Source organism: Alcanivorax nanhaiticus, assembly GCF_000756665.1.
GTDB lineage: Bacteria > Pseudomonadota > Gammaproteobacteria > Pseudomonadales > Alcanivoracaceae > Alcanivorax > Alcanivorax nanhaiticus.
This window is the reverse complement of sequence record NZ_ARXV01000004.1, coordinates 105,354-129,770: the sequence shown is the minus strand read 5'-3', so window position 1 is coordinate 129,770 and position 24,417 is coordinate 105,354. Positions and strand designations below refer to the sequence as shown.

Annotated in this window: 22 protein-coding genes; 13 read left to right on the top strand and 9 right to left on the bottom strand. The window is 57.9% G+C overall.

Annotated features, from left to right (window positions below):
• Positions 1–26: 26 nt before the first annotated feature.
• Positions 27–2,693 carry a phosphoenolpyruvate carboxylase gene (gene ppc, locus Y5S_RS06455; RefSeq protein WP_035231417.1) on the top strand — a complete coding sequence of 889 codons (2,667 nt, stop codon included), beginning with the start codon at positions 27–29 and terminating at the stop codon, positions 2,691–2,693.
• Between the two features lie 468 nt (positions 2,694–3,161).
• Here ppc and Y5S_RS06450 read toward each other — a convergent pair whose 3' ends face one another.
• Positions 3,162–3,404: a CDGSH iron-sulfur domain-containing protein gene (locus tag Y5S_RS06450; protein WP_035231415.1), complete on the bottom strand. Its 243-nt coding sequence runs from the start codon at positions 3,402–3,404 to the stop codon at positions 3,162–3,164.
• A gap of 447 nt (positions 3,405–3,851) precedes the next feature.
• Here Y5S_RS06450 and Y5S_RS06445 point away from each other — a divergent pair, with 447 nt between their 5' ends.
• The 9 genes from Y5S_RS06445 (at position 3,852) to Y5S_RS06405 (ending at position 11,906) form a co-directional block, all read left to right on the top strand.
• Positions 3,852–4,739 (top strand): GNAT family N-acetyltransferase, encoded by an 888-nt coding sequence (locus Y5S_RS06445; protein ID WP_052041444.1) that lies wholly within the window; start codon positions 3,852–3,854, stop codon positions 4,737–4,739.
• Positions 4,740–4,766: 27 nt separating this feature from the next.
• Positions 4,767–5,552 carry a lysophospholipid acyltransferase family protein gene (locus Y5S_RS06440; RefSeq protein WP_052041443.1) on the top strand — a complete coding sequence of 262 codons (786 nt, stop codon included), beginning with the start codon at positions 4,767–4,769 and terminating at the stop codon, positions 5,550–5,552.
• Between the two features lie 202 nt (positions 5,553–5,754).
• Positions 5,755–6,321, top strand: a complete 567-nt coding sequence (efpL, locus tag Y5S_RS06435; protein WP_035231413.1) for an elongation factor P-like protein EfpL — start codon at positions 5,755–5,757, stop codon at positions 6,319–6,321.
• A 1-nt stretch (position 6,322) separates the two neighbouring features.
• Positions 6,323–7,369: an aminopeptidase gene (locus Y5S_RS06430; protein ID WP_035231412.1), complete on the top strand. Its 1,047-nt coding sequence runs from the start codon at positions 6,323–6,325 to the stop codon at positions 7,367–7,369.
• Complete coding sequence (locus tag Y5S_RS06425; RefSeq protein ID WP_035231410.1) at positions 7,360–8,181, top strand: rhomboid family intramembrane serine protease; 822 nt, start codon at positions 7,360–7,362, stop codon at positions 8,179–8,181. Before Y5S_RS06430 ends, Y5S_RS06425 begins: the two co-directional genes overlap by 10 nt.
• 49 nt (positions 8,182–8,230) lie before the next feature.
• A complete protein-coding gene (locus Y5S_RS06420; protein ID WP_231552644.1) occupies positions 8,231–9,103 on the top strand; it encodes a TRAP transporter TatT component family protein in 873 nt (290 codons plus the stop codon).
• Positions 9,104–9,111: 8 nt separating this feature from the next.
• Positions 9,112–10,098: a TRAP transporter substrate-binding protein gene (locus Y5S_RS06415; protein ID WP_035231406.1), complete on the top strand. Its 987-nt coding sequence runs from the start codon at positions 9,112–9,114 to the stop codon at positions 10,096–10,098.
• Positions 10,099–10,605: a TRAP transporter small permease gene (locus tag Y5S_RS06410; protein WP_035231404.1), complete on the top strand. Its 507-nt coding sequence runs from the start codon at positions 10,099–10,101 to the stop codon at positions 10,603–10,605. It begins immediately after the preceding gene.
• A complete protein-coding gene (locus Y5S_RS06405; RefSeq protein WP_035231402.1) occupies positions 10,602–11,906 on the top strand; it encodes a TRAP transporter large permease in 1,305 nt (434 codons plus the stop codon). Before Y5S_RS06410 ends, Y5S_RS06405 begins: the two co-directional genes overlap by 4 nt.
• Before the next feature lie 389 nt (positions 11,907–12,295).
• Here Y5S_RS06405 and Y5S_RS06400 read toward each other — a convergent pair whose 3' ends face one another.
• From Y5S_RS06400 to Y5S_RS06380, 5 genes are all read right to left on the bottom strand, one after another.
• On the bottom strand, positions 12,296–13,096 hold the full coding sequence (locus Y5S_RS06400) for an SDR family NAD(P)-dependent oxidoreductase (RefSeq protein ID WP_035231400.1): 801 nt from the start codon (positions 13,094–13,096) through the stop codon (positions 12,296–12,298).
• Between the two features lie 13 nt (positions 13,097–13,109).
• Positions 13,110–13,985 carry a fatty acid desaturase gene (locus Y5S_RS06395; RefSeq protein ID WP_035231398.1) on the bottom strand — a complete coding sequence of 292 codons (876 nt, stop codon included), beginning with the start codon at positions 13,983–13,985 and terminating at the stop codon, positions 13,110–13,112.
• A gap of 162 nt (positions 13,986–14,147) precedes the next feature.
• Complete coding sequence (locus tag Y5S_RS06390) at positions 14,148–15,029, bottom strand: fatty acid desaturase (RefSeq protein WP_035231396.1); 882 nt, start codon at positions 15,027–15,029, stop codon at positions 14,148–14,150.
• A gap of 260 nt (positions 15,030–15,289) precedes the next feature.
• Complete coding sequence (locus tag Y5S_RS06385) at positions 15,290–16,285, bottom strand: AraC family transcriptional regulator (protein WP_035231394.1); 996 nt, start codon at positions 16,283–16,285, stop codon at positions 15,290–15,292.
• Positions 16,282–16,899, bottom strand: a complete 618-nt coding sequence (locus Y5S_RS06380; protein WP_035231392.1) for a TetR/AcrR family transcriptional regulator — start codon at positions 16,897–16,899, stop codon at positions 16,282–16,284. Before Y5S_RS06380 ends, Y5S_RS06385 begins: the two co-directional genes overlap by 4 nt.
• 114 nt (positions 16,900–17,013) lie before the next feature.
• Between Y5S_RS06380 and Y5S_RS06375 the strand changes: the two genes are divergently transcribed.
• Positions 17,014–18,264, top strand: a complete 1,251-nt coding sequence (locus tag Y5S_RS06375) for an oxygenase MpaB family protein (RefSeq protein WP_035231389.1) — start codon at positions 17,014–17,016, stop codon at positions 18,262–18,264.
• A gap of 15 nt (positions 18,265–18,279) precedes the next feature.
• Positions 18,280–19,140, top strand: coding sequence for an SDR family oxidoreductase (locus Y5S_RS06370; protein WP_035231388.1), 861 nt, complete (start codon positions 18,280–18,282; stop codon positions 19,138–19,140).
• Between the two features lie 475 nt (positions 19,141–19,615).
• Here the strand turns inward: Y5S_RS06370 and Y5S_RS06365 are convergent, their stop codons facing one another.
• From Y5S_RS06365 to acnA, 3 genes are all read right to left on the bottom strand, one after another.
• Positions 19,616–20,230, bottom strand: coding sequence for a GNAT family N-acetyltransferase (locus Y5S_RS06365; RefSeq protein ID WP_035231386.1), 615 nt, complete (start codon positions 20,228–20,230; stop codon positions 19,616–19,618).
• Positions 20,227–20,520, bottom strand: coding sequence for a hypothetical protein (locus Y5S_RS06360; protein ID WP_156107618.1), 294 nt, complete (start codon positions 20,518–20,520; stop codon positions 20,227–20,229). Before Y5S_RS06360 ends, Y5S_RS06365 begins: the two co-directional genes overlap by 4 nt.
• 214 nt (positions 20,521–20,734) lie before the next feature.
• Positions 20,735–23,482, bottom strand: coding sequence for an aconitate hydratase AcnA (acnA, locus tag Y5S_RS06355; protein WP_035231382.1), 2,748 nt, complete (start codon positions 23,480–23,482; stop codon positions 20,735–20,737).
• Positions 23,483–23,743: 261 nt separating this feature from the next.
• Between acnA and Y5S_RS06350 the strand changes: the two genes are divergently transcribed.
• On the top strand, positions 23,744–24,358 hold the full coding sequence (locus tag Y5S_RS06350) for a lysophospholipid acyltransferase family protein (protein WP_035231380.1): 615 nt from the start codon (positions 23,744–23,746) through the stop codon (positions 24,356–24,358).
• Positions 24,359–24,417: the final 59 nt, after the last annotated feature.

The following is a 24,417-nucleotide window of genomic DNA, read 5'->3' as shown; positions in this document are numbered from 1 at the left end:
TTTGTGCACAATTCCAAGGAGGCTGTGTGGATCTCAACGTCAATGCACCATTACGGGACAATGTTCGTTTACTGGGTGATTTGCTGGGAGAGTGTCTTCGTCAGCAGGCCGGGGACGGGTTATTCGACACCATCGAGCGCATTCGCAAGGCATCGGTGGCCACCCGGGGTGAGCAGGGGACGCCGCTTTCCTCGTTGAGGGAGCTGTTGTCCCCTCTGGATGACGACACTCTGCTGGAAGTCGCGCGGGCGTTCAGCCAGTTTCTCAACCTGAGCAACATTGCCGAGCAGCACCATCGTGAACGCCTGCACAGGCAGCATCAGCGTTATCCCGGCGACCCGGGTGGCGATCAAGGTTTACTGGATGTGTTGGCGCGCCTCAAGGAGGAAGGGGTTGCGGATGCCAGGCTTGGCGAGACGCTGCATGACTTGTCCGTGGAGCTGGTGCTGACTGCCCATCCCACCGAAGTCACGCGTCGCACCCTGATTCGTAAATACGACCAGATGGCTGACTTGCTCGGCGAGCTGGATCGCTCTGACTTGAATGATGAAGAACGGCGCAGCCTGCGTGCACGTTTACGCCGGGTCATTCTGGCGGCGTGGAGCACAGATGAAATTCGCCGCGAAAAACCGACTCCGGTAGATGAAGCCAAGTGGGGGTTTGCCACCATTGAGCAATCTCTGTGGCAGGCGGTACCGGACATGGTGCGTCAGCTGGAAAACCAGCTTGAAGAACGTGGCTTGCCCCAGCCTCCGGCTGATTGGGCGCCGGTGAAACTGGCGTCGTGGATGGGCGGTGACCGGGACGGTAACCCCAATGTGACGGCGGCGGTAACCCGGGAGGTGTTACTGCTGGCGCGATGGATGGCGGCGGATCTGTATCTGCGTGATGTGGAAAATCTGTTGGCGGATCTTTCCATGGAAATGGCCAGCGATGCCTTGCTGGCGGTCACCGGGCCCAGCAATGAACCCTACCGGGTATTGCTGCGCGGAGTACGTGCCCGTCTCAAGCTGACACGCCGCCAGTTGGAGGCACAGGTGGATGGTCTGCCAGTGCCGGAAGGCGAGGGGTTTGCGTTTCGGGAACAATTGCTTGAACCGTTGAAGCTCATCGACCAGTCCTTGCGCGAAGTCGGGTTGGCCGATATCGCCAATGGTGACTTGAAGAATACCCTGCGCCGCCTCAACTGTTTTGGCATTACCCTGTTGCGTCTGGATGTTCGGCAGGAATCTACCCGTCACAGTGATGCACTGGATGCCATTACTCGCTACTTGCAGCTGGGGAGTTATCAGCAGTGGGATGAAGAGCGGCGCCAGGCTTTTCTGATCGAAGAACTGCAGGCGCGCCGACCATTGATTGATGCCGGTTTCCGCAGCAGTGAGGAGTGCACCGCAGAAGTGGCAGAGGTGCTGGATACTTGCGCGGTGATTGCGGAGCAGGGCAGCGAGGGGTTGGGAGCGTATGTGATTTCCATGGCGACCACGCCGTCCGATGTGCTGGCAGTGATGCTGTTGCAGAAGATTGCCGGGGTAGCTGAACCCATGCGTGTCGTGCCCCTGTTCGAGACGTTGGCAGATCTCGATGGTGCGGAAGACACCATGCGTGCGCTGATGGCCATTCCTTTCTACCGAGAGCGGGTAGCGGGTGGTCAGGAAGTCATGATTGGTTATTCGGATTCGGCCAAGGACGCCGGGTTTCTGGGTGCGGCCTGGGCACAATATCGTGCTCAGGAGAAACTCACGGCATTGTTCGCAGAGCACGGCATTCCGTTAACCCTTTTCCATGGCCGCGGCGGTTCCATTTCCCGCGGTGGAGCGCCCTCGCGAATGGCGTTGTTGTCACAACCGCCGGGCTCGGTGGCAGGCCGGATTCGCGTCACCGAGCAGGGTGAGGTGATTCGCTTCAAGTATGGCCGCCCCGCTGTGGCGGTGTTCAATCTTGCCCAATATGTGGCAGCCACACTGGAAGCCACGTTGTTGCCTCCCCGCGTGCCAGAACCGGCCTGGCGGGAGCAGATGCAAACCCTGACAGATGTGTCCGTGGCAGGGTATCGCGGTGTAGTGCGGGATGAACCGGAACTGGTGCGTTACCTGCGCACGGTGACGCCGGAAACCGAGTTGTCCCGTCTTGCTTTGGGCAGTCGTCCTGCGCGGCGTAAGGCGGATGCCGGTATCGGCTCGTTAAGAGCGATTCCCTGGGTGTTCGCCTGGACGCAGATCCGTTTGATGTTGCCCGCCTGGTTGGGTACCGGCGGTGCTTTGGAGGAAGCGCTGGCCGATCCCGAACAATCCGCCCGTGTGAGGGAGATGGCCGATCACTGGCCGTTTTTCCAGGGCGTGGTGGACATGCTGGAAATGGTGCTGGCCAAGGCCGATCTTAATGTGGCGGCCTGGTATGAGCAGAGACTTGCCGGTACTGATGAGGGCTTGCAGAAACTGGGGGACGTGTTGCGGGAAAAACTCACCTCCTGTGTTGCCGCCCTGGGTGGCCTCACCGGCCGCGAGGATTTGCTGGAGAACAACCCGGTGATGCGTTGGTCTATTCGGGTGCGTGATCCTTACACTGATCCTCTGCATCTTCTGCAGGCGGAGCTGATGGCGCGGCTGCGCGAACAGGATGGAGATGAAACTCTGGAGAGCGCATTGATGGTAACCATCGCGGGGATTGCGGCGGGGCTGCGCAACACTGGGTAAGGCAGTGAACAGTTAACAGTGAATAGTGAACAGTTGCGCGTGTGGCGACGACGGGGCAGGAAGTGTTGTGCCCGCGCACCACTGTCGGCGGCTAGCTGCGATGGTTTTTTGTAGGCGTTCCGGTTATTCGCTTCGCTCACCCCTTTGGGGCCGCCTAGGAAGGCGTTCCTTCGCTTCGCTCGGTGAGGGACGAATCGAGCGAAGCGAGTCACGAAAGGCAAAAATCAGAACATGGCGTCTGCGGGTCTTGGGGTTGGCTTTTCGAAACTCGTTACTCGCAACTCGCTTCTCATCCCTTGCTCACCCTTCGGGCCGCACTCCGTGCGTTACTCCGTTGCGCTACGTTCCCACAGCAGTTTTTTTAATGTTTGAGTGAGGGACAAGGTTCGCACGAAATGTCATGCGCGGCCTCTTTTCTTTCAGGCTGCCTCATCGTGCTAACGCGCGCTGTTCACTGTTAACCCTTCACTATTCACTGATCTTGCTGTGGCTGCCGTCACATACCATGCCTTTCTTGCTACGTTTGCAGCCACAGAAAAACACGATGCAGTCTTTCTTGGCCGTAAAGGCTTCGGGTTGGAAATCGGTGCCTTTATGGCTGCCGTCGCAGAAGGGTTGATTGGTGCTTTTTCCGCAAGAACACCAGTGCACGGTTTCGCCTTTTTTCACCGGCAAGGGGTAGGGCCAGCGAGTCGCGACGGGTTTCTTCATGGCAGATCCTGATTCCTGAATGGGCGTTGGCTATTGCGGCAAGGCCTAATGGCGGGGATGCCCTGAGGCATTTCCGCCCTACGATTGGTCTTTCTGTAGGCTTGCCTGCAAGCGATCCTAGCGACAGCGAGGGGCAGAGATAAGAAGCGAGTTACGAGTAACGAGTTTCGAAAGGCCAACCCTTCCCGCGCCCACAGGTTTTGATTTTCGCAACTCGCAACTCGCAACTCGCTTTCGCTCGGTGCGTCCAACCGGTGGAACTCCTACAAAAAACATCGCGGCCGGCACCCGCTGTGGTGCGCGGGCACCGCCCTTTCCGCACCCACCACCGCCACACGCGCAACTATTAATTATTAACTATTCACTATTAACTGAACTGTCACCCAATCGTCACCGCCTTGCCATGGCGCAATACGACACTGCGGGAAACTACCAGTGGAGTACGCCATGCTTGCGCAAGCAGCAGGAAAGATCAAAGCCCTAAGCCCGCAGCTGAAAGATGCCCTGGCCCGGCCTTTTGTGGCCACGGCCGATATCCTGCGGTTTCCCCGTGAGTTGCGTGATCTGAATGATGCCGAAGGGCAGAGCCGCTTCACTGCCTATTTCACTCGATCCCGTCGGGAAATCATCAAGGTACAGCGCATGCGCTACCGAATTTTTTCCGAGGAATACGGAGCCAGCTTCAGTGCGCCGTTCGGTCTGGATCGGGACCGCTATGATCGCCACTGCCTGCATCTGGTAGTCAAGGATAATCGCAGCGGTGAGATTGTGGGCTACACCCGGGTTTTGCCGGGTGACCGCTTGCATCGCACTGGCGGTTTCTATTCCAGCGGTGAATTTGATCTGAGCATGCTGCAGGGGTTGGAAGGGCGACTGGCGGAGATCGGTCGTACCTGTATTCACCCTGCTCATCGCAACGGGGCTGTGATCACGGTGCTGTGGGCGCGTTTGGCTCAGTACATGATTGAGAACGACATCCGCTATCTGCTGGGTTGTGCCAGCATCGCGCTGGGTGAAGGGTATAACGTGGCGGGTATCTGGCAGCGCATTAACGAGAAACATCTGAGTCAATCCGCACACCGTGTGGTGCCACACCTGAAGCTGGAAAAATTGCCGGGTGACGGTGCGCAGGGGGCGGTGAAAATGCCGCCGCTGCTGAAGGCCTATGTGCGCATGGGTGCGCAAATCTGTGGTGAGCCTTGCTGGGATCCGGATTTCAATTGTCTGGATTTTTTTGTGCTGATGGACGTGAACGATCTGCCGGCCCGTTATGTGCAGCACTTCCTGCAGCCAAGCCACGGCGTGGTGGGGACACCAACGGCTCAGGCGGTGTGAGTCAGTTGACAGCTAACGGATCAGACCATGAGTGAAGTGGACGGTAGCGTCAGTATCATTGCCGATGTGGATAACGGCCCCTGGCCGCAGCTGAGACGAGTGTGGCGGGTATTGCGTATCGTGATCCACTTGCTGTGGGGCTTTATGCTGGCACTCCTGCTGGGCGCATTCTGGTGGCCACAGCAGCCGCGGGTGCTGGCAGCCAAGCAGAGATGGTGTCAGCGCTTTCTACGCATTCTCGGTGCTGAATTGACGGTGACCGGTACGCCTCTGGGTGGCAGCGTGTTTCTGGTCAGCAACCATGTTTCATGGCTGGATATTCCGGTGATTGCCAGCCAGAGGCACCTGTATTTTCTCTCCAAGGCCGAAGTGGGTGAATGGCCTCTGATCGGGCAGCTGGCCCGAGCGGTGGGTACCCTGTTTATCAAGCGAGGGAGTGGAGAGTCGGGGGGCAAGGCCCGTGAAATCGCCAGCCGCCTTCAACAGGGACATACCGTGCTGGTATTCCCGGAAGGCACTACTACTGACGGTACCGGGTTGCGTCGTTTCTTTGCGCAGCTGTTCGATGCACCACTGCTGGCTTCTACCCCCGTTCAGCCCCTGGCCATCCGTTACCTGGATGGGATGGGGGCCCCGGATACCGCTACGGCGTTCATCGGTGATGACGAATTCCACCACCACCTCTGGGGCATGTTGCTCAGACGCGAGTTGCGTATTCGCCTGCACTTCTGTGAGCCGCTGGAAGCGGATAGAGACCGGAAGGGTCTCTGTGAGCAGGCCCGGGAGCGGATCTCGCAGCAGCTAAAGGGTTAATTCCAAAGCGAGTAACGAGTTTCGAACCCTCAGAATTCGCTGGGGTAGGTTTTGCCTTTCGCAACTCGAAACTCGAAACTCGCAACTCGCTAGCGCTCATGTTCATTCCAGCGGCGCTCTGCTATGGGAATGTCTTGCCCTGCAGCTTGCCGCCTTCGTTTGTTGTAGCATTGGCGCATCTCAACATCAGGAACCCATTTCCATGACCCGCGCCAGTGAACTGAAGAAATCCGACGTTATCGAAGTCAACGGCACCCTTTATGCGATTCGCCAGATTGAGGTGCAATCGCCTTCTGCCCGTGGTGCGGCGACCCTGTATCGTGTGAAGGCGAGCGCAGTGGGTGGCGGGCCCAAGTTCGAGGAACGATTCAAGGGTGATGAGGATGTGACCACGGTGGAGTTGCTGCGTCGTCCGGTGCAGTTTTCCTATGTGGACGGTGATGACTACATCTTCATGGACAACGAGGATTTCTCCCAGTATCTGCTCAAGCAGGATGACATCAGCGATGAGCTGGCATTCATCACCGAAGAAACCGAAGGGGTGCTGGCGCTGAAAGTGGGTGAAGCGGTGATTGGGCTGGAACTGCCCGCATCGGTAGTGCTTGAAGTGGCCGAAACGTCCCCTGCCATGAAGGCTGCCTCCGCCTCGGCACGTACCAAGCCGGCCACTCTGAATACCGGGCTGGTAGTGCAGGTGCCGGAATACATTGTGGAAGGCGAAAAGGTGCGGGTGAACACCGCCGAACGCAAGTTCATGTCTCGGGCCTGATATGAAGGGGCTGGGCGGGCTGGTTCTGCTGGCCCTTGTTGGTGCGTTGAGTGGCTGTCAGCTTGGCTATTACAGTCAGGCTCTCGGCGGGCACTTTTCCTTGATGGGCAAACGGGAATCTGTGGCAAAGGTGCTGGCGGATCCGGACACGCCCGCCAGGGTGGCCGATCAGTTGGCATTCAGTCAGCAGGTGATTGCCTGGGCTGGGCCGGCTCTTGGGCTGCCGACTGATGATGTGTATCACCAGTACGTGGCGTTGGAACAGGACGCGGTGGTCTGGAATGTGCTGGCGGCACCGCGCTGGTCACTGACACCGAAAACCTGGTGTTACCCGCTACTGGGTTGTGTCAGTTACCGGGGCTATTTTGATCGCGACAAGGCGGATCAGGAAGCGACTGGGCTGGCAGAAGAGGGAATGGACACCTGGGTGGGTGGCGCCATCGCCTATTCCACGCTGGGCTGGTTTGCCGATCCGTTGACCACGCCCATGCTGAAACGCTCACGGCCCGCGCTGGCGGAACTGCTGATCCACGAACTGACTCATCGCCGCCTTTATATCCCCAATGACACCCGTTTCAATGAATCCCTTGCCACGCTGGTGGGCAGGGAGGGTGCACTGGCGTTTTTCTCGGATCAGGGTATTGCCCTGAACGAGGCTGCTCTGGCCCAGCAGGACCGGGCAGAGCAGGCCTTTCTTGCTATTGTCGAAGACACCCGTGCCTCTCTGAAGACTCTCTATGCTGCTGAGCAGAGTCCGTCTGTGCTGGCTGAAGGCAAGGCCCGCATTCAGCAGCAGGCCCGTGAGCGCTTTCTCCGGGAGCAATCTGCCATGCCGGCTCTGGCGGGTTATCAGGGGTTTTTCGACGGACCGTTGAACAATGCCCAGCTTAATGGGGTCAGTGACTATAATGGCTATGTTCCTGCCTTTGCACGCTTGCTGTCTCAGTGCCAGCGAGAATGGGACTGTTTCTGGCAGCAAGTGGAAAATCTGACCGAACTGACTGATTCACAGCGCAAAGAGGCGTTAACAGGACTCGCATGGAACTGATTCGCACCCCGCAGCCGGAGCTGGCCGATCTGATTGAGCGTACTCTGACTCGCAACGGTTTTACCGTGGCCCGTACAGAAGTGGAGGGGCAGCAGGTACTGTCGATTCCTGATGAGCGCCAATATCCTCATGCGCGCCAGTTGGTGGAGGAACTCATCGGTGATCTTCGCCGTCAGCAAGGGCGGCCGGCTCTGGAGCCGCTGACGGGACGCCCGCAGCCGCTGTTGTCCGGTGGTTGGCTGGCCAGCATGGGCTGGGTCACCAAATCCATTTTGGTGCTGTGTGCGGCCATTTTTCTGACTCCCTGGATCATGGGGAATGGGGTGTATAGCGCGCTGATGTTCCCCCATTCCTTGTCAGGCCTGTCCGCCCAGCCCTGGCGGCTGGTCACGCCCATGCTGCTGCACTTCTCGCTGCTGCATATTCTCTTTAACCTGCTGTGGTGGGCGGATCTGGGGCGTTTGATCGAACGCTTCCAGTCGTCCGGCCAGCTGTTGATGGTGACCCTGGTGACCTCCGCCGTGGCCAATGTGGCCCAGTTTCTCACCAGCGGGCCGGCTTTTGGCGGGCTTTCCGGTGTGGTGTATGGCTTGCTGGGCTATTTATGGATCTACGGTCGCCTCAACCCCGGAGCTGGCTATGCCCTGCGTCGGGAAATCGTCATCTTCATGCTGGCCTGGATGGTGATCTGCTTTGTGGGGCTGTCGGATGTGGTCGCCAATGCGGCGCACCTTGCCGGGCTGGTCAGTGGCTGCATATTGGGTGGCATTTTCGGCCTGATTCGCCGCGGTGCGGCCAATGGGGCCGTTTGAGTTACCCCTGTGGGGCTGCTATAAAGACAGCCAAAACAATGAACATAATATGAAAGGATACCAGCGACCTATGCAGTGGCGCTTCCTCAAGGGGCTGGCCCCAACACTTCTGCTGGCATCGGCATTTACCTTCCAGGGCTGTTCTCTGGCCCGGGTCGATGACAACCTGCCCTACGGTGTATTGAACAACAACGACCTTCAGCTGGTGGAAGACGGCCTGCCCACCTATTTGCTAATGGTGGATGGCCTGATCGAAAACTGGCCGGAAAGTGAGTCTTTGCTGTCCAGTGGTGCCGATTTGTATGGTGCCTATGCCGGGATCTTTGTCGAAGAGCCTGAGCGAGCCCGCAAGCTGAGCAACAAGGCGTTGGTTTATGCGTTTCGTGCTGCCTGCGCCAGGGACGGTGATTATTGCGACCTGCGCGGCTTGAGTGTGCCGGAGTTTGAAGCCCTGTTGGATGACGCCAGCAAGAAGGACGTGCCCATGCTGTTCACTCTGGGTAGTGCCTGGGCCGGTTATATTCAGCAGAACACCAGCGACTGGAATGCGGTGGCAGAACTGGGCCGTGTGGAAGCCATCATGGATCGCGTAGTCGAGCTGGATGAAGGTTATCAATATGGCCAGGCCCACATGTATCTGGGCGTATTGAACAGTATTTTGCCTGCCTCGTTGGGGGGGAATCCTGACAAGGCACAAACGCATTTCGAGAAGGCGGTGACGCTGTCCGAGGGCAAGAATCTGTTGGCCCCGGTGCTGTACGCCGAAAAATACGCAAGGCTGGTTTTTGACCGGGAGCTGCATGATCGCCTGCTCAATGAGGTGCTGGCGGCAGACCCGGAGGTTCATGGCCTGACCCTGCAAAATACCTACGCCCAGCAACAGGCAACCGCGCTACTTGCCGATGCTGATGACTATTTCTAGGAGTTGATATGTTGCGTCTTGCGACGGTTCTGGTAGCCCTGCTGCCGCTGGTGGCGACTGCCGCTACTACCCTGAAAATTTCCACCCTGTACCCGGATGGCACCACCATCGTTACCGGACTGAAAAATGCGGGTAAGGAAATTGCCGAGAAAACCGAAGGGCGGGTGAAACTGAAAATCTACCCCGGCGGTGTGATGGGCGATGACCGGGCGGTAGAACGCAAGATCCGTATTGGTCAGCTGCATGGGCAGATCGCCCAGGGCGGTGCCTTTGCGTCAGCCTACAAGGACAGCCAGATCCTCAACGTGCCGCTGGCCTTCAACAACTATGATGAAGTGGATGCCGTGCGTGCTGAACTGGACCCGGAAATCCAGAAAGGTCTGGAAGAGGGGGGCTGGGTAAGCTTCGGTTTGATCGACGGTGGCTTCGCTTATGTGATGTCCGAAAACCCGGTGCGCAGCCTGGATGACCTGCGTGATCAGAAGCTGTGGTTGCCGGCCAACGACGAGGCGTCAGCCAAGGCGGCCAAGGCGTTTGAGCTGTCCCCGATCATGCTCAACATCGGCGCGGTGCTGACCTCCCTGCAAACCGGTGCGGTGGACGCCTTTGCCGCGCCGCCGGTGGCGGCTCTGACCCTGCAATGGTACTCCCGCGTGAACAACGTGACCGACATGCCTCTGCTGTACACCTTCGGCCTGCTCGGTATTCACAAGAAATATTTTGGCCGCCTTAGTGCGGAAGATCAGAAAACGGTGCACGAGGTGCTGGAGGCCACTTTCGCCAAACTGGATGCCGAGAGCCGCAAGGAAAACCTGAGTGCGTTCGCCGCAGTTCAGCAGCAGGGCCTCAGCGTGGTCAAGCCCTCTGCAGAACAGTTCAGTGAATGGAAGAAATATGCGGATCGTGCCACTGCCGAACTGGTGGAAGAAGGTGAGATCAGTCAGGCCATGCTTGATCGCCTTAACGCGATTCTTGCCAAGCAGCGTGGGCAGTAAATGACCGGTTTTCTGGGCGGCCTGCACCGCACGCTTCATCGCATTGAGGACGGCCTTATCGTGGCCGTCCTTTTGTTTATGATCTTGCTGGCGGTGGCGCAGATTGTGCTGCGTAACTTTTTCGGTACCAGCCTGGTCTGGATCGAGCCGCTGCTGCAGAACGCCGTACTGTGGATCGGTCTGTTGGGCGCGATGATTGCTTCACGCAAGGATGAACACATTCGCATCGATGTGGCGTCCACTTTGCTGCCAGAGAAATACCATCCCTTCCTGACCACGGCTGTGGATCTGTTCACCGCATTCATTTGCGTGCTGGTGGCCTGGTACAGCGTGGGCTTTGTGATCGAAGAGTATGAATATGCCACGCCGGCCTTTGCCAATGTGCCCAGCTGGTTGCTGCAGGCGATCATCCCGGTGGGCTTTTCGGTGATGGCGCTGCGTTATGTGGCCCTGTTCGGCCTAGGCCTGTTGGGCAAGCGGCCGAAGATGCAGGAGCCGGTGGCATGATCACTATCGCGATTCTTCTGCTGATCCTGCTCGCCCTGATGGGCGCGCCACTGTATGCCATTATTCTTGGCGCTGCGGCGCTCGGTTTCTACACCCTGGAGATTGAGCTGGCGGTACTGCACATTGATATCTACCAGCTGAGTAACTCAGTGGTTTTGATGGCGCTGCCGTTATTCACCTTTGCCGGTTTTCTGCTCAGCGAATCGAAAACCGCCGACCGCATGTTGCGCCTCAGTCAGGCCGCCTTTGGCTGGATGCCCGGAGGCATGGCCTTTGTTTCCCTGATTGCCTGCGCATTCTTTACGGCGTTAACCGGTGGCTCCGGTGTCACCATTGTCGCGCTGGGCGCGCTGCTATTGCCGGCATTGGTGAAAGGCAATTATCCGGAGCGTTTCAGCCTGGGTCTGGTAACGTCATCCGGTAGCCTTGGTTTGCTGCTGGTGCCATCGGTTCCTCTGCTGATCTACGGCATTATTGCCCAACAGATGTCCCAGCAACTGGATATGCCACCGGTGGAAATCGTGGATCTGTATCTGGCGGGTCTGGTGCCGGCGCTGCTGATGATCGTGCTGCTGTACGGTTACTGCGTATGGGCCACCCGTGGTGCCGCCAAGGCAGGCCATCCGATTCCCCGCCAGCCGTTTGATTTCCGGGAGTTGGTGGATGCGCTCTGGGAAGCGCGCTGGGAACTCCCGCTGCCGGTGGTGGTGCTGGGCGGAATTTTCTCCGGCTTCCTGGTGGTCAGCGAAGCGGCGGCGGTGACGGCACTTTATGTGCTGGTGGCAGAAGTGTTCCTGTACCGGGAGATCTCTGTACGAAAACTGCCCTCGATCATGCGCGATTCCATGATCATGGTGGGCGGCATTCTGCTGATCCTGGCAGTGGCGCTGGCGTTCACTGATTATCTGGTTTACGCGGGCGTTCCGGAGAAGCTGTTTACCCTGATCCAGACCCATGTGGAGAGCAAGATCGCCTTCCTGATCCTGCTCAACATCCTGTTGTTGCTGCTGGGGGCGCTGCTGGATATCTTTGCGGCGCTGGTGATCATGGTGCCGCTCATCCTGCCTGTGGCCCTGCGCTATGGCATTGATCCTGTGCACCTGGGCGTGATCTTCGTGGCCAACATGCAGATTGGTTACATCACCCCGCCAGTGGGGATGAACCTGTTTATCGCCAGTTACCGCTTCAAGAAACGAGTCACCGAACTGTTCGCTTCTACTATTCCGTTCATGCTGGTGCTGATCGTGGCATTGCTGATGATCACCTATATTCCGCAATTGAGCTTGTGGCTGGTTAGATAAGGCAGTGAATAGTTAATAGTTAACAGTGAATAGTTGCGCGTGGAACGCGTGGCGGTGAAGGAAAGGATAGAGGCCGCGCCCGACATTGGGCGCGGCCTCTTTCGTTTGGAAGAACGGTAGGAGCGGCGCTGGAGCCGCGAGCAAAAGAGTTACGAGTTGCGAGGAGCGAGTTTCGAAAACCAAAAACCGGTTCTCGCAGGTGTGATTCTGATCTTGCCTTTCGCAACTCGAAACTCGTCACTCGCTACGCTCGATTCACACTGCAGCTCCACCAGGCTTTCCCAAACCAGAGAGGCCGCGCCCAATGTCTGGACGCGGCCTCTCTGGTTGCGGAACGGGCTAACCTGTCCCGCGCAGCTGTTAACTATTAACTATTCACTATTAACTGTTCACTGCTCTTTTAATGCTTTCTTGTGCACAAACGCCGCCATGGTGCGTAGTGGCATGGTCCGGATCCAGATGCTTTGCAGTGTGATAGCCAGGCTTGGCAGCGCAAACACTTTTTTTTCATTCAGGGCTTTGTAACCCGCTATCGCGACTTCTTCCGGGGTGTCGATCTGGGCGGATACGAATTTGGTGATGCCGGTGGACGATTGGTGTTTGCTCTGCGCGGTGTCCAGGAAGGCGGTCCTGGTGGTGCTGGGGCAGAAGCAGGTGACTTCCACGCCATAGGGTTTCAGTTCTTCGTGCAGGGAAGCGCTGAAGTTGATCACGAACGCCTTGCTGGCGCTGTACGCAGCGAAGAACGGCATGGGGCAGAAGCCCGCGAGGGAGCCGATGTTCATGATCTGGCCGGTGCCACGAGCCTTCATGCGATTCCCCACCAGCATGCACAGTTTGGTGAGCAGGATGTTGTTCAGGGTGAGCATGCGCTCCAGCTTCTTGCTGTCCTGTTCAACATGCTCGCCCATCATGCCGAAGCCCACGTTGTTGACCAGTACGTCCAGTTCGATGCTTTTCTGATCCAGCCATTCCAGGATACGTTCAGCGGCGTCCGGCTCTGACAGGTCCATTTGTACGCCGTGATAGTCCACTTCGCTACGTTGGTCTTTCAAATCCTTGCCGAGCTGGTCCAGCTCGTCCTGCTGCAGACTGAACACCACGATACGATATCCATCATTGTTGAACAGCTTGCAGAATTCACGGCCAATACCGCCGGCCCCGCCAGTTACCAGTACCGTTCTTGTCATTGTTATGCTCCTGTCAGGTGTTACCGGTTTGCTCTTTGGGGCCCAGGTCAAAGGGGCCAATGATCATGCTGCCGGAATGTTTGCGGTGGTAAGCCTCGCGGGCTTTCCAGACTTTGCCGTAACGATAGAACGGTACGGTGGGATAGAGGTGATGAACCAGATGATAGTTCTGGTACATGAGGATTGGTGTCAGCAACCATTCCTTGCCCATGCGCATCAGGGAGGTGGTGTTCGGGTCCACATCCTGACGGCCGGTGTGGGGATAGTGCGGAAGCACCATGAACACCAGGCACATCAGGAAGAACGAGAAATAGGAAGGGATCAGCCACAGCATCAGCGTCACATAGGGCTGCCATATGAACAGGGCCGTCAGGGCGATGCCTGCCACGATCAGTTCGCGACGGATTTCAGCGACCTCTACGTTGGGCAGCTTTTCCGGATTACGCATGAAGTTGATCAGGTAGATGAAGGGCCAGAAGCCCCACAGCGGCATGGTCCACAGGCTGCTGGCCATCCAGTGATCGGGGTCTTTTTCCGGGTCGTTGGCGAAACGGTGGTGATGCATGTGCATGATGCGGAACAGTTTGCCCTTGCCGAAGGGTACCGCCACAAAGGTGGCGATAGAGAGGATCAGGTCGTTGTGTTCGGACTTCTGGGCGGCGGCACGATGAATGGATTCGTGGGCCGGGGTGAACATGACATAGCCTGAGATGCTGTTGATGATCAGGCCGACCCAGGCGGGCCAGTAACCGCCGATGACCATAACCCAGCTGGTAATGTTGGCCGCATGGGATGCCACCATCAGGATAATGGTCGGCCAGGCAAACTTGGGGGATACCTTCAGTTTTGCCAGGGTTTGAAGTTCTTCTGCTTCTGTCGTTGTTGTCATCGGGGTTCTCCCTGCAGGTTGCATACAGAGTGTTTACTGTTTTTCCGGGCCTGTTAAGCGCCGAAATTGCCAAAAAGGGGGATAAATAGTGTCACCCGACAACGGGTTTCGGGGCATTCGCAGTTGGAAAAAACGGGCGGCCGGAACCGCCCGGAAAGGGGATCAGGCGGCTTCGTTTGGGGGCTGGGGCCGGGTTTTGTCCGGGCCAAGGCCAAAGGGGCCAATGATCATGTCGCCGGAATGTTCCAGGTGATATGCCTCGCGGGCCTTCCAGATCTTGCCGTAGCGGTAGAACGGCGCAGTGGGGTACAAGTGATGCACGAGATGGTAGTTCTGGAACATTAGCACCGGGGTGAGCCACCACTCCTGGCCCATGCGCATGAGCGCGGTGGTATTGGGATCTTCATCCTGGCGACCGGTATGCGGGTAGTGTGGCAGCACCATGAAGACCAGGCACATGAGGAAAAAGGCGATGTAGGTGGGGATCAACCACAGCATCAGCATGTAATAGGGCATCAATACGGTCAGTGCACCGAAGATGACACCTGCCACCGCAATTTCACGCACGATCTCGGAGACCTTCACATTGGGCAGCAGTGCCGGGTTGCGCAGAAACTTGTAGAGATAGAAATACGGCCACAGACCCCATAGCGGCATGGTCCACAGGCTGCTGGCCATCCAGTGATCAGGGTCATTGGCCGGGTCGTTGGCAAAGCGGTGATGGCGCATGTGCAGAAGCCGGAACAGTTTACCCTTACCGAAGGGAACGGCTACGAAGGTCGCCGCTGACAGAATAAAGTCATTGTGCTCCGACTTCTGGGCTGCCGCACGGTGGATGGCTTCGTGGGCTGGCGTAAACAGGGCGTAGCCGGCAATGCCGTTAACCAGCATGCCCAGCCAGAGCGGCCAGATGCCCATGGGAACCAACGCCCAGGTGAGGCCAATCGCGGCCAGGGAGCCAATCAGGATAGCAATAGTGGGCCACGCAATTTTCGGTGACACCTTCAGTTTTACAAGATCGTTATTGTTCTCGGCGTTGCTCATTGCGCCAGTCTCCAATGATGCTTTTATTCAGTGTTGCCGGAAACCGGTTCACGGATAAGCGCGGATGCTGACAAGGGGGGGATGATAAATGACAGGGGTAAGTTGAAAGTTCAAAGTTTAAAGTTGAAAAGCGCGGGCTGGTTCATCGCGACGCCCCATGGCATTGCCCGCGTCCAAGCTTGGGTCGCGGGCACAGCACATTCCATTTCACGGCTTTTGATCGCGCCTTTTAAACTTTAAACTTTGAACTTTCAACTGCTCTATTCCTGCCGAAACTTTCCCGGGCTGGTGCCGAACCAGCGCTGAAAAGCGCGGCGGAAGCTGGCCACGTCGGTGTAGCCCAGGTCTTCGGCTACAGCGGCTACGGTGTAGTGGGGCAGGCTGAGTAGCTGCGTTGCACGCCGGCTGAGGGTCTGGTCGCGGAGTTGCTGGAAGCGGGTGTCTTCCTGCTTGAGCTTGCGAATCAGGGTGCGGGGGCTAATGTGTAGCCGGTCTGCGATGGTCTCCAGATCGGCTTGCCCTTGTGCCTGATGAAGTAATGCCAGTACCTGATCGCTGACGGTGCCCATTTTGCGAAGGGATTCCTGGCGGGCCTCACACTGGCCGATGGCCATCCACAGCAGTTCCCGGTCATGGCTGGCGAGGGGCTCGTCACCATAATGGGCGGGCAGGCTGAGCCCCGCATTGGGGGCATCGAATATCACTTCGGTACCACGGAAAATTCTCTTGTAGGCATCGGCCCAAGGCGGAGCCGGGTAATTGAAGTAGGCGGCGCCATCGTTGATGGGTTTGCCGCGCAGTACCACATGGCAGGCATAGGCTGAGGCCATGGCGGATTCCGTGAGGAATCGGATGTACTCGTCCATGGGGTAGTTGAATTGGAGATGGAGCGTAATGGTGTCGTGGTTCTCTTCCATCTTTGTGTGGAATACCCGGGTGCGGGTGTTGGTAAAGGCAGCAAAGACTCGCATGGCATCACGCAGGGTGGGGCTGGCCATGGCCGCCATGCCCATGGGGCCGTGCATGGCGGGGAGGGCGCGCAAGCCGGCTTGCAGGGCGATATCCGGCTGGGGATTGATGGCGTGGGCATTGGCGATTAACTGGCAGGTACCTGCCCAGTCAATAAAGCCGTCGCCATGCAACAAGGTTTCTACGTTGATACCGGTATTACAGACCAGATTCTCCAGGCCATCCTGATCCAGGCCCAATGCCTGGGCAATCATGCGGCAGTAGGCCAGGGCCAGATCCGGGGTCATGGCTGTGCCTCCGGTGATTGCGGAGGCTGTGTCATGTAGTTGGCGACCATGCTGGTCAACTCCGTTGCCAGGGCGCTTTCGCGGATCAGGCCGTTGTTCTGGCTAATATGCCGCACCATGGTGAAGAGCACGCTGTTGGTGACAATAAACACCCGTACTTCCAGATTGTCGATGGGGTAATCCCGATAGTGGCGCAGGAAGTAGAGTCGTGCCAGTTCCATGAAGTGCTGTTGCAATACATCCACCACCCGGTTGGTGGGCAGGCGATGCCAGTTACGCACCAGCTCCAGGTAAAGCCCATCACGAGAATGCAGCACGGCAAAGCCAAAGCGGATGGCGTTGCCAACCAGGGCATGCATGTCGTCGTTGTCCAGCAGGGGGAGGTGCCGCAGTCCGCTGCCGATGTCTTCCGCCAGGCTTTCCATCAGTGCTTCTATCAGCGAATCCTTGTCACCAAAGTACTGGTACAGGGAACCCACACTGACACCCGCAGCCTCGGCAATTCGGGCGGTGGTAGTGTTATCCAGCCCTTGTTGCTGTATCACCCTGGCGGTGGCATCGATCAATGTTTTGACCATCTCGCGGGAACGTTGCTGTTGTGGACGTTTACGCATGGTGGGCTCGGATTGAGGTGGGTCAGTGTTTAAATGCGAATTGAATGCGAATACATATTCGCATTAGGGTGCCTGTCATTGCAACAACCGTCGCACTGACATGTGGAGGCGAGCATGAACGCTCAAGCCAGGGCTCAGGCAATACTGCCAGCGGTACCCGGACGGGTACGGCCTTTTGAGAAGACCCAGCAGCCGACGCCGCTGCTGTTAAAGACTTTGCTGGGGCGCGATTTGGCCCCCAGCCGGGAAGAATTTGATGGGGTTGTGGGCGCGCTCTGGGTGGGGGATCCAGAGATGGATGCGCTGGTGGACTGGATGATGGAGTACGGTGCCCGTGAAGCCCGTGGCAAGTTTGAATTAGCCATCAATGAAGGCCTGGCGGCCGTAAAAGACTGTCCTGAGCCCCTGCGCGTCTTTATCCGCAAGGTGGAAAAGCGCCCAAGTTGGGTGGACTTCGACCTGATCAACGAAGGTGCCCGTTTCATTCACTCCACCGGCATGACCGCCCCGTATGTACTGCGGGATCTGGCCCTGATGGGCGGTTATCTGCTGTCCGGTTTCAACCAGTCACTGGTGCTGACCGGGGCGCTCAACAAGGGGGCCTCCCAGCGAGTAGCCGAAACCGGAAAATGGTGGGTGGACTGTACCGAGCAAGACGGGCTACAGCGTTTTGGGCCGGGCTTCCGTTCCACCTTGCATGTGCGCATGGTGCATTCACTGGTGCGCCGTAACCTGAACCGGCGCGAGGACTGGGACGCCAGCGAGTGGGGCATGCCGTTGAGTCAGGTGGATATGGTGGCCACTTACCTCGGGTTCTGTGTGGTGATGCTGGGTGGCTTGCGCAAGCTTGGTGTGCCTGTGACGCCAAGGGAGTCCAAAGCGGTGATGCACCTGTGGAAATACGCCTGCTGGCTGATGGGGGTGGAAGAGCGTTGGCTGGTGGATACCGAGCGCCAGGGCATCGTGCTGCTGCAGCATACCCTGATGACCCAGAGCCGTCCGGACGAGACCACCCGGGAGCTGGGCAAGGCATTGGCAGACGAACCGTTGGAGCGCCACTTCAGTCATCTGCAAGGCATTCAGCGTCGCCTTGCCTATGAGAAGCACCTGAGCATGAGCAGCTATTTCCTCGACAAGGAAAAGATGGCGCAGCTGGGGCTGCCCGCATCCACCTTGCCCTGGTACCCGGTGGTCACCCTGGTGCCGCGTTTTGTGGGCCATGTGTCGCAACGCTACAACCCGGTAATGCGCCGCCGTCAGGAGCGTCGTGGCCGCCGTGACCAGCTGGAAATGTTGAACCAGATGTTTGGCGAGGCCGAGCAGGGAATTATTCGCCCGGATAGTCAGCATCCCGGGCATGTTTGAAAAAAGGAATGTGACGTGACTGACAAGCAAAAGACAGTACTGATTACTGGTGCTTCATCCGGCATCGGTTATGCCACCGCCCAGCTCTTTCAAAAGAAGGGCTGGAATGTGGTGGCGACTATGCGCAAACCCGACGATGCCAAAGGGTTGGCATCGTTGCCGGGAGTGTTGGTGTTGCGCCTGGATGTGAATGATCGGGGCAGTATCTACAGCGCGGTGCAGGAAGCCATCAAGGAGTTTGGTGCGATTGATGTGCTGGTCAATAACGCAGGCTATGGGCTGATGGGCGCGTTCGAAACGCTCAGCGAAGAACAGATCATTCGTCAATTCGATACCAATGTGTTTGGCCTGATGGAAACCTGCCGTGCGGTGCTGCCGCATTTTCGTGAGCGTAAAGCCGGGATGCTGGTGAATGTGGCCAGCATGGTTGGGCGGGTGCCGTTGCCCCTGTACAGTGTGTACAACGCCAGCAAGTGGGCGGTGGAAGGGTTTACCGAGGGGCTGGTTTACGAGCTGGCTCCGTTGGGTATCGGTATCAAGATCATTGAGCCAGGTGCGGTGAACACGGCTTTCTTTGGCCGTTCCTCCGACCGGGATAACAGCACCGGTGTGTCCAGCTACGACGACTATGCGCGTGAACAGTTCGGGGTGATGGACAAGACAGGCCCCGGAGGCTCCACGCCGAAACAGGCTGCGGAAGTCATCTACCGGGCGTCTATCGATGGGAGCTCGCGGTTACGTTACAGCGTTGGCGTGGATGCTCGCATGTTGTTGCTGGCAAGACGTTTGATGCCTGAGACCCTGTTCCGCTCCATGATCCGCATGAGCCTGTCAGACAAGGCGTTTAACAGCGTCGGCAAGTTGCTTTACAAGTAACGCCTGAACGCTTCGTCACGCCCCCGCTCAATCGGGTGGCGTGACCGTTTGCGCAGCGGATTCGTCCTGGCCGGTATGGCGGGGGTGGCAAGCTTGCCGCTACCCGGTCATGTCAGATTCGCTTCGCAAGCGGTTAGGTTCTGGTGTTGCGTGAAGCGTGGTGCGGTCGCATGGGGACAAGCAGTGTCATCGCGGCGGAACCGCCGCTCCCACCAATACGGGGATACCTTCCCGCTTATTCTGGTATTAACCAAAAAAAAGGCCGTCGGGGGGACGGCCTGAAGGGGGTTCTCGAAATCATCCTTGATTCCATTGTTTCCACAACGAGAGTCACAGAGTGAGCGCAATGTGTCTGTTTGGCTGCGCCCTTTCACAGGACCGCGAACCTTGAGAAAAGAATACGACAGGACAGGAAGGCAACCCAGTGGGCTGGGTTGAGGGATATGATCAAAAAAACTGATTAATAGCGGGTGGCTTATCCATGGCTTGCCAGCGACTTGCGCATCAGGTGGCGGGTCAGGGTGACGCCGCCGCGGTCAGCCTGTTCTTCCCCCTCGCTGTTGAAACCCATGAACTGAAAGAAATCATGGGCGGTGAGGCTCACATGGGCCGTCAGTCCCTCTCTGCCCTCCACGCGTGCACCATCTTCCAGGTGCTGATATAACAGCGTTGCGATGCCGACCCGGGCGGAATCCGGATGGACATAAATCATGTTGATATCGTCGTCGATGCGCTGTGCGAACCCCACCAGCTCCTGGTCCCACTCTGCCACCACGGTTTCCCCCTCACTTAGCAGAGAAATCAGGCTTTCATGACTCTGTGCCTGGCTCCAGGCATCCCGTTGCTGTTGGTCATAGTGATTGGCAGTACTGATCTGGATGGCATCGCGGAACACGCTGATCAGTCTGCTCAGGTCACTGGACTGCAGAGGGCGAATCTGGAAGGGCATGAAGGCCGCAAATGGGTCGGCCTCAGAGTCAGGATGGGCTGATTGAGCACTGGCCTCCGGGGCTGGAGCTGGTTGAGCCGGTGCCGCGCTAGTGCTTGCGTCAGACCTGCCAAAAAAACGGCGAATCCAGTCCAGCATCATGGTGTTCCCCCGGCAGATGTTGCCTGTTCATTATCGTCCTGTGAGCCGGCATTGGCAGCTTTCAGGGTGTCAATTTGTCGGCGCAGCGCTTTGAGGTAGGCGTCCTGCTGCTCCAGCAATTCCTGGGTGGTTTGTTGTTGTGCTTCCAGCTCTTCGGTGCGCGCTTCCAGCTCTTGTTGCTCACGCAGTCGAGCATCACGCTGCTCGGCATTGAGCAGATCGCTGTCACTGGCTTGAAGTGAACTACAAAGCACCACAAGCGTTGATGTTATTGCTGACCAAAGACGCACGGAGTTTCCCCAAACTCAGTGTGAAGGAGAGTCAGCATAGCAAAAACAGGGCCTCGGGGGGGAGGGGGTAACTGATTGAGCGGGGTGTGGACGATCCGAACGACAGCGAGATAGGCGTTTCGAGTTGCGAGAAGCGAGTTTCGAAAAGCCAAAACCCTTCCGGTGTTTAGCATTTTTGCCTTTCGTCACTCGCAACTCGTTACTCTCGTCTGTTTTATTCCATCATCTGCCGCAGCACATAGTGGAGAATGCCGCCGTTTTTGTAGTACTCCACCTCGGCAGCGGTATCCAGGCGGGAGATGGCCTGTACGGTCTGCTCCTTGCCGTCACGGCGGAATACTACGGTAATGCTTTCTCCGGGTTTGAGGTGGTTGGAGAGATCGGGGATGCCCACGATTTCGCTGCCATCCAGGTTCAGCGTTTTGCGGTCGGTGCCTTCCGGGAACTGCAGCGGCAGCACGCCCATGCCAATCAGGTTGGAGCGATGGATCCGTTCGAAGCTTTCCGCAATCACCGCCTTCACGCCCAGCAAGTTGGTGCCCTTGGCCGCCCAGTCGCGGCTGGAGCCTGTGCCGTATTCCTTGCCGGCCACGACGACGGTGGGAACGCCTTCACTCTGGTAGCGCATGGCTGCACCGTAGATGGAGATCTCCTCACCCTGGGGCAGGTGTCTGGTAAAGCCGCCTTCGATATCCGGAGTCATTTCGTTGCGGATGCGGATGTTGGCAAAGGTGCCGCGCATCATCACTTCATGATTGCCCCGGCGCGAGCCGTAGGAGTTGAAGTCCAACGGTTCCACATCGTGGCCTTGCAAGTAATGGCCGGCGGGGGAATCCGCCTTGATGGCGCCGGCCGGTGAGATGTGGTCGGTGGTGATGGAGTCGCCCAGCAGCGCCAGGATGCGCGCATTCTGTACCGGTACCACGTCGTCTACTTCGGCGGTGAGCCCTTCAAAGAACGGTGGATTCTGGATGTAGGTGGAGCTGCTGTCCCAGTCGTAGGTTTGTGAATCCGGGATGGGCAGGCTCTGCCAGGTCTCGTCACCCTCAAACACGCTGGCGTACTGGTTGCGGAACATGTCGTTGCTGATTTTCACCAGCTCGGCCTGAATCTCATCGGAGCTGGGCCACACATCCTTCAGGTAAACCGGCTTGCCATCCAGATCCTTGCCGAGCGGGTCTTTGTCCAGATCAATCTTCACCGTACCGGCCAGGGCATAGGCCACCACCAGTGGCGGCGAGGCCAGCCAGTTGGTGCGAACGCTCTGGTGTACCCGGCCTTCGAAGTTGCGGTTACCGGACAGCACTGAAGCCACCACCAGATCACCGTCACTGATGGCTTTATCAATTTCGGGGGGCAGTGGGCCGGAGTTACCGATGCAGGTGGTACAGCCATAGCCCACAAGGTCGAAACCGATGTCGTTCAAGGGTTTCTGTAGTCCGGTGACATCCAGGTAATCGGTGACCACCTTGGAACCGGGTGCCAGAGAAGTCTTCACCCAGGGTTTGCGGTTTAATCCTTTTTCGGCCGCTTTTTTGGCGACCAGCCCTGCCGCAATCATGACGCTGGGGTTGGAGGTGTTGGTGCATGAGGTGATCGCGGCGATCACCACATCGCCGTGGGTCAGGTAATGCTTCTGGCCATCCAGTACCACGGGTACCTGGCCGCCGCTGGGCTCGTGATTGCCCACAGCAGTCTGGCCGCCTTCGCCTTCAAGTGTGCTGATCTCCTCATCGTTGAGCTTGAGGGTCTCGGTTACCACATCAATGAACGTACGTTTCACGGCGGTGAGAGGAACCCGGTCCTGGGGGCGTTTGGGGCCTGCCAGGCTGGGCACCACATCGCCCAGATCCAGTTCAAGTACATCGGTGAATTCCGGGTCTGGATCGGCACTGGAGCGCCACAGGCCCTGGGCCTTGCAGTAGGCCTCCACCAGGGCAATGGTGTCGGCATCCCGGCCAGACAGTTCCATGTATTCGGTGGTGCGTTCATCGATGGGGAAGAAGCCACAGGTGGCCCCGTATTCCGGGGCCATGTTGGCAATGGTGGCACGGTCGGCCAGGGTCAGGTCGGCGAGGCCATCACCGAAGAATTCTACAAACTTGCCCACCACGCCGCGGCGGCGCAGCATTTCGGTGACCGTCAGTACCAGGTCGGTTGCGGTGATGCCTTCACGCAGCTTGCCGCTGATCTTGAAGCCGATGACTTCAGGAATCAGCATCGCGATAGGCTGGCCAAGCATGGCGGCTTCGGCTTCGATGCCGCCCACGCCCCAGCCCAGCACCCCCAGACCGTTGATCATGGTGGTATGGGAGTCGGTGCCTACCAGGGTATCCGGGTAGGCGTAGGTATGGCCGTCGTCACTTGTGGATGACCACACGCCTTTAGCCAGGTATTCCAGATTCACCTGGTGGCAGATGCCGGTGCCGGGCGGCACTACACGGAAATTGTTAAAGGCTTTCTGGCCCCAGCGCAGGAACTGGTAGCGTTCCCGGTTGCGTTGGTATTCGATGTCCACGTTTTCGGAAAAGGCCTGGGGGTTGCCGAACTTGTCCACCATCACCGAGTGGTCGATGACCAGATCCACAGGGGAGAGCGGGTTGATTCGTGACGGATCCCCACCTGCCTTGCTGATTGCGTCGCGCATGGCGGCCAGATCTACCACCCCGGGGACACCGGTGAAATCCTGCATCAGGACCCGGGCCGGGCGATAGTTGATTTCGTGGTCGGAGCGCTTGTGTTCCAGCCAGCGCATGACGGCCTCAATATCCTCACCCGTGACGCTGTTGCCATCCTCAAAACGCAGCAGGTTTTCCAGTAGCACTTTGAGAGAAAAGGGGAGTCTGGCGAGGTCGCCCCAGCCCTTGTTGGCGACGGCGTTGATATCGAAGTAATGGTAGGTCTTGCCGTTGGCTTGCAGGGATTTCTTGCTGTTCAGGGAGTCCTGGCCGATCCGTGTCACTATGCACCTCCTGGTCATAAAGGGCTGCGCCTCATCCTGGGGAGAGGGGCAGTGAGACCGCAAGGAGCTATTCAGAGGCTGCCCAGCAACATGCTGGACCCAAGCCCCTTGCGCATGACTCATTTCATACTACGCTCATATAGCAGTGACATGAAACGCCGTCTGCTGTGGGGTGCCATCCAGCGGAAAGGTCGTCAGGGTCAATGCAGGCTATTCCCGGAGACCGTACCATTGCGCTCCCTTTGATCTGGACACCCTGTCATGACCTCTGATTCCTATCCCCGTCGCGGCAACGGTTTTTCCCGTTCCCTGGCCAGTGGCTTCCTGAAACTGATTGGCTGGAAAGTGGTAAGCCCGCTGCCTGAGGTGCCCAAGGCGGTGATTATTGGTGGCCCCCATACCTCCAATTGGGACGGTATTGTCACCCTGGCGGCGATGATGCAGCTGGGGCTTGATGCCCATGTGATGATCAAGGACAGCGCCTTCAAGGGACCGCTGGGCTCCCTGCTGCGCTGGATGGGGGCCATGCCGATTGACCGCGCCAAGTCAGGCGGGGTGGTTGAGCAGACCGTGGCCCAGTTCAATGAACATCAGCAGCTGTTCATGATTGTGGCCCCGGAGGGCACCCGCAGCGGTGCCAGCCAATGGAAGACTGGCTTCTACCGCATTGCTGAGCAGGCGGGGGTGCCGATCATTGTGGCGTCTGCGGATTATCGTAAAAAGGAAATCGACTTCCCATTGGTGGTTCAGCCCTCCGGGGATCTGGATACCGACCTGGCCACCATTCTGCAGTGTTATGCCAGCGTACATCCCCGTCATCCAGAGAAATTGTCTGCCCCGATTAAAGCATTGCGGGACAAGGGAACCTCTGAATAACCCCTTGCATGCTCAGACAGGAAGACCCGGGAGCACCCCGCGGGCATAAAGACGCGGCC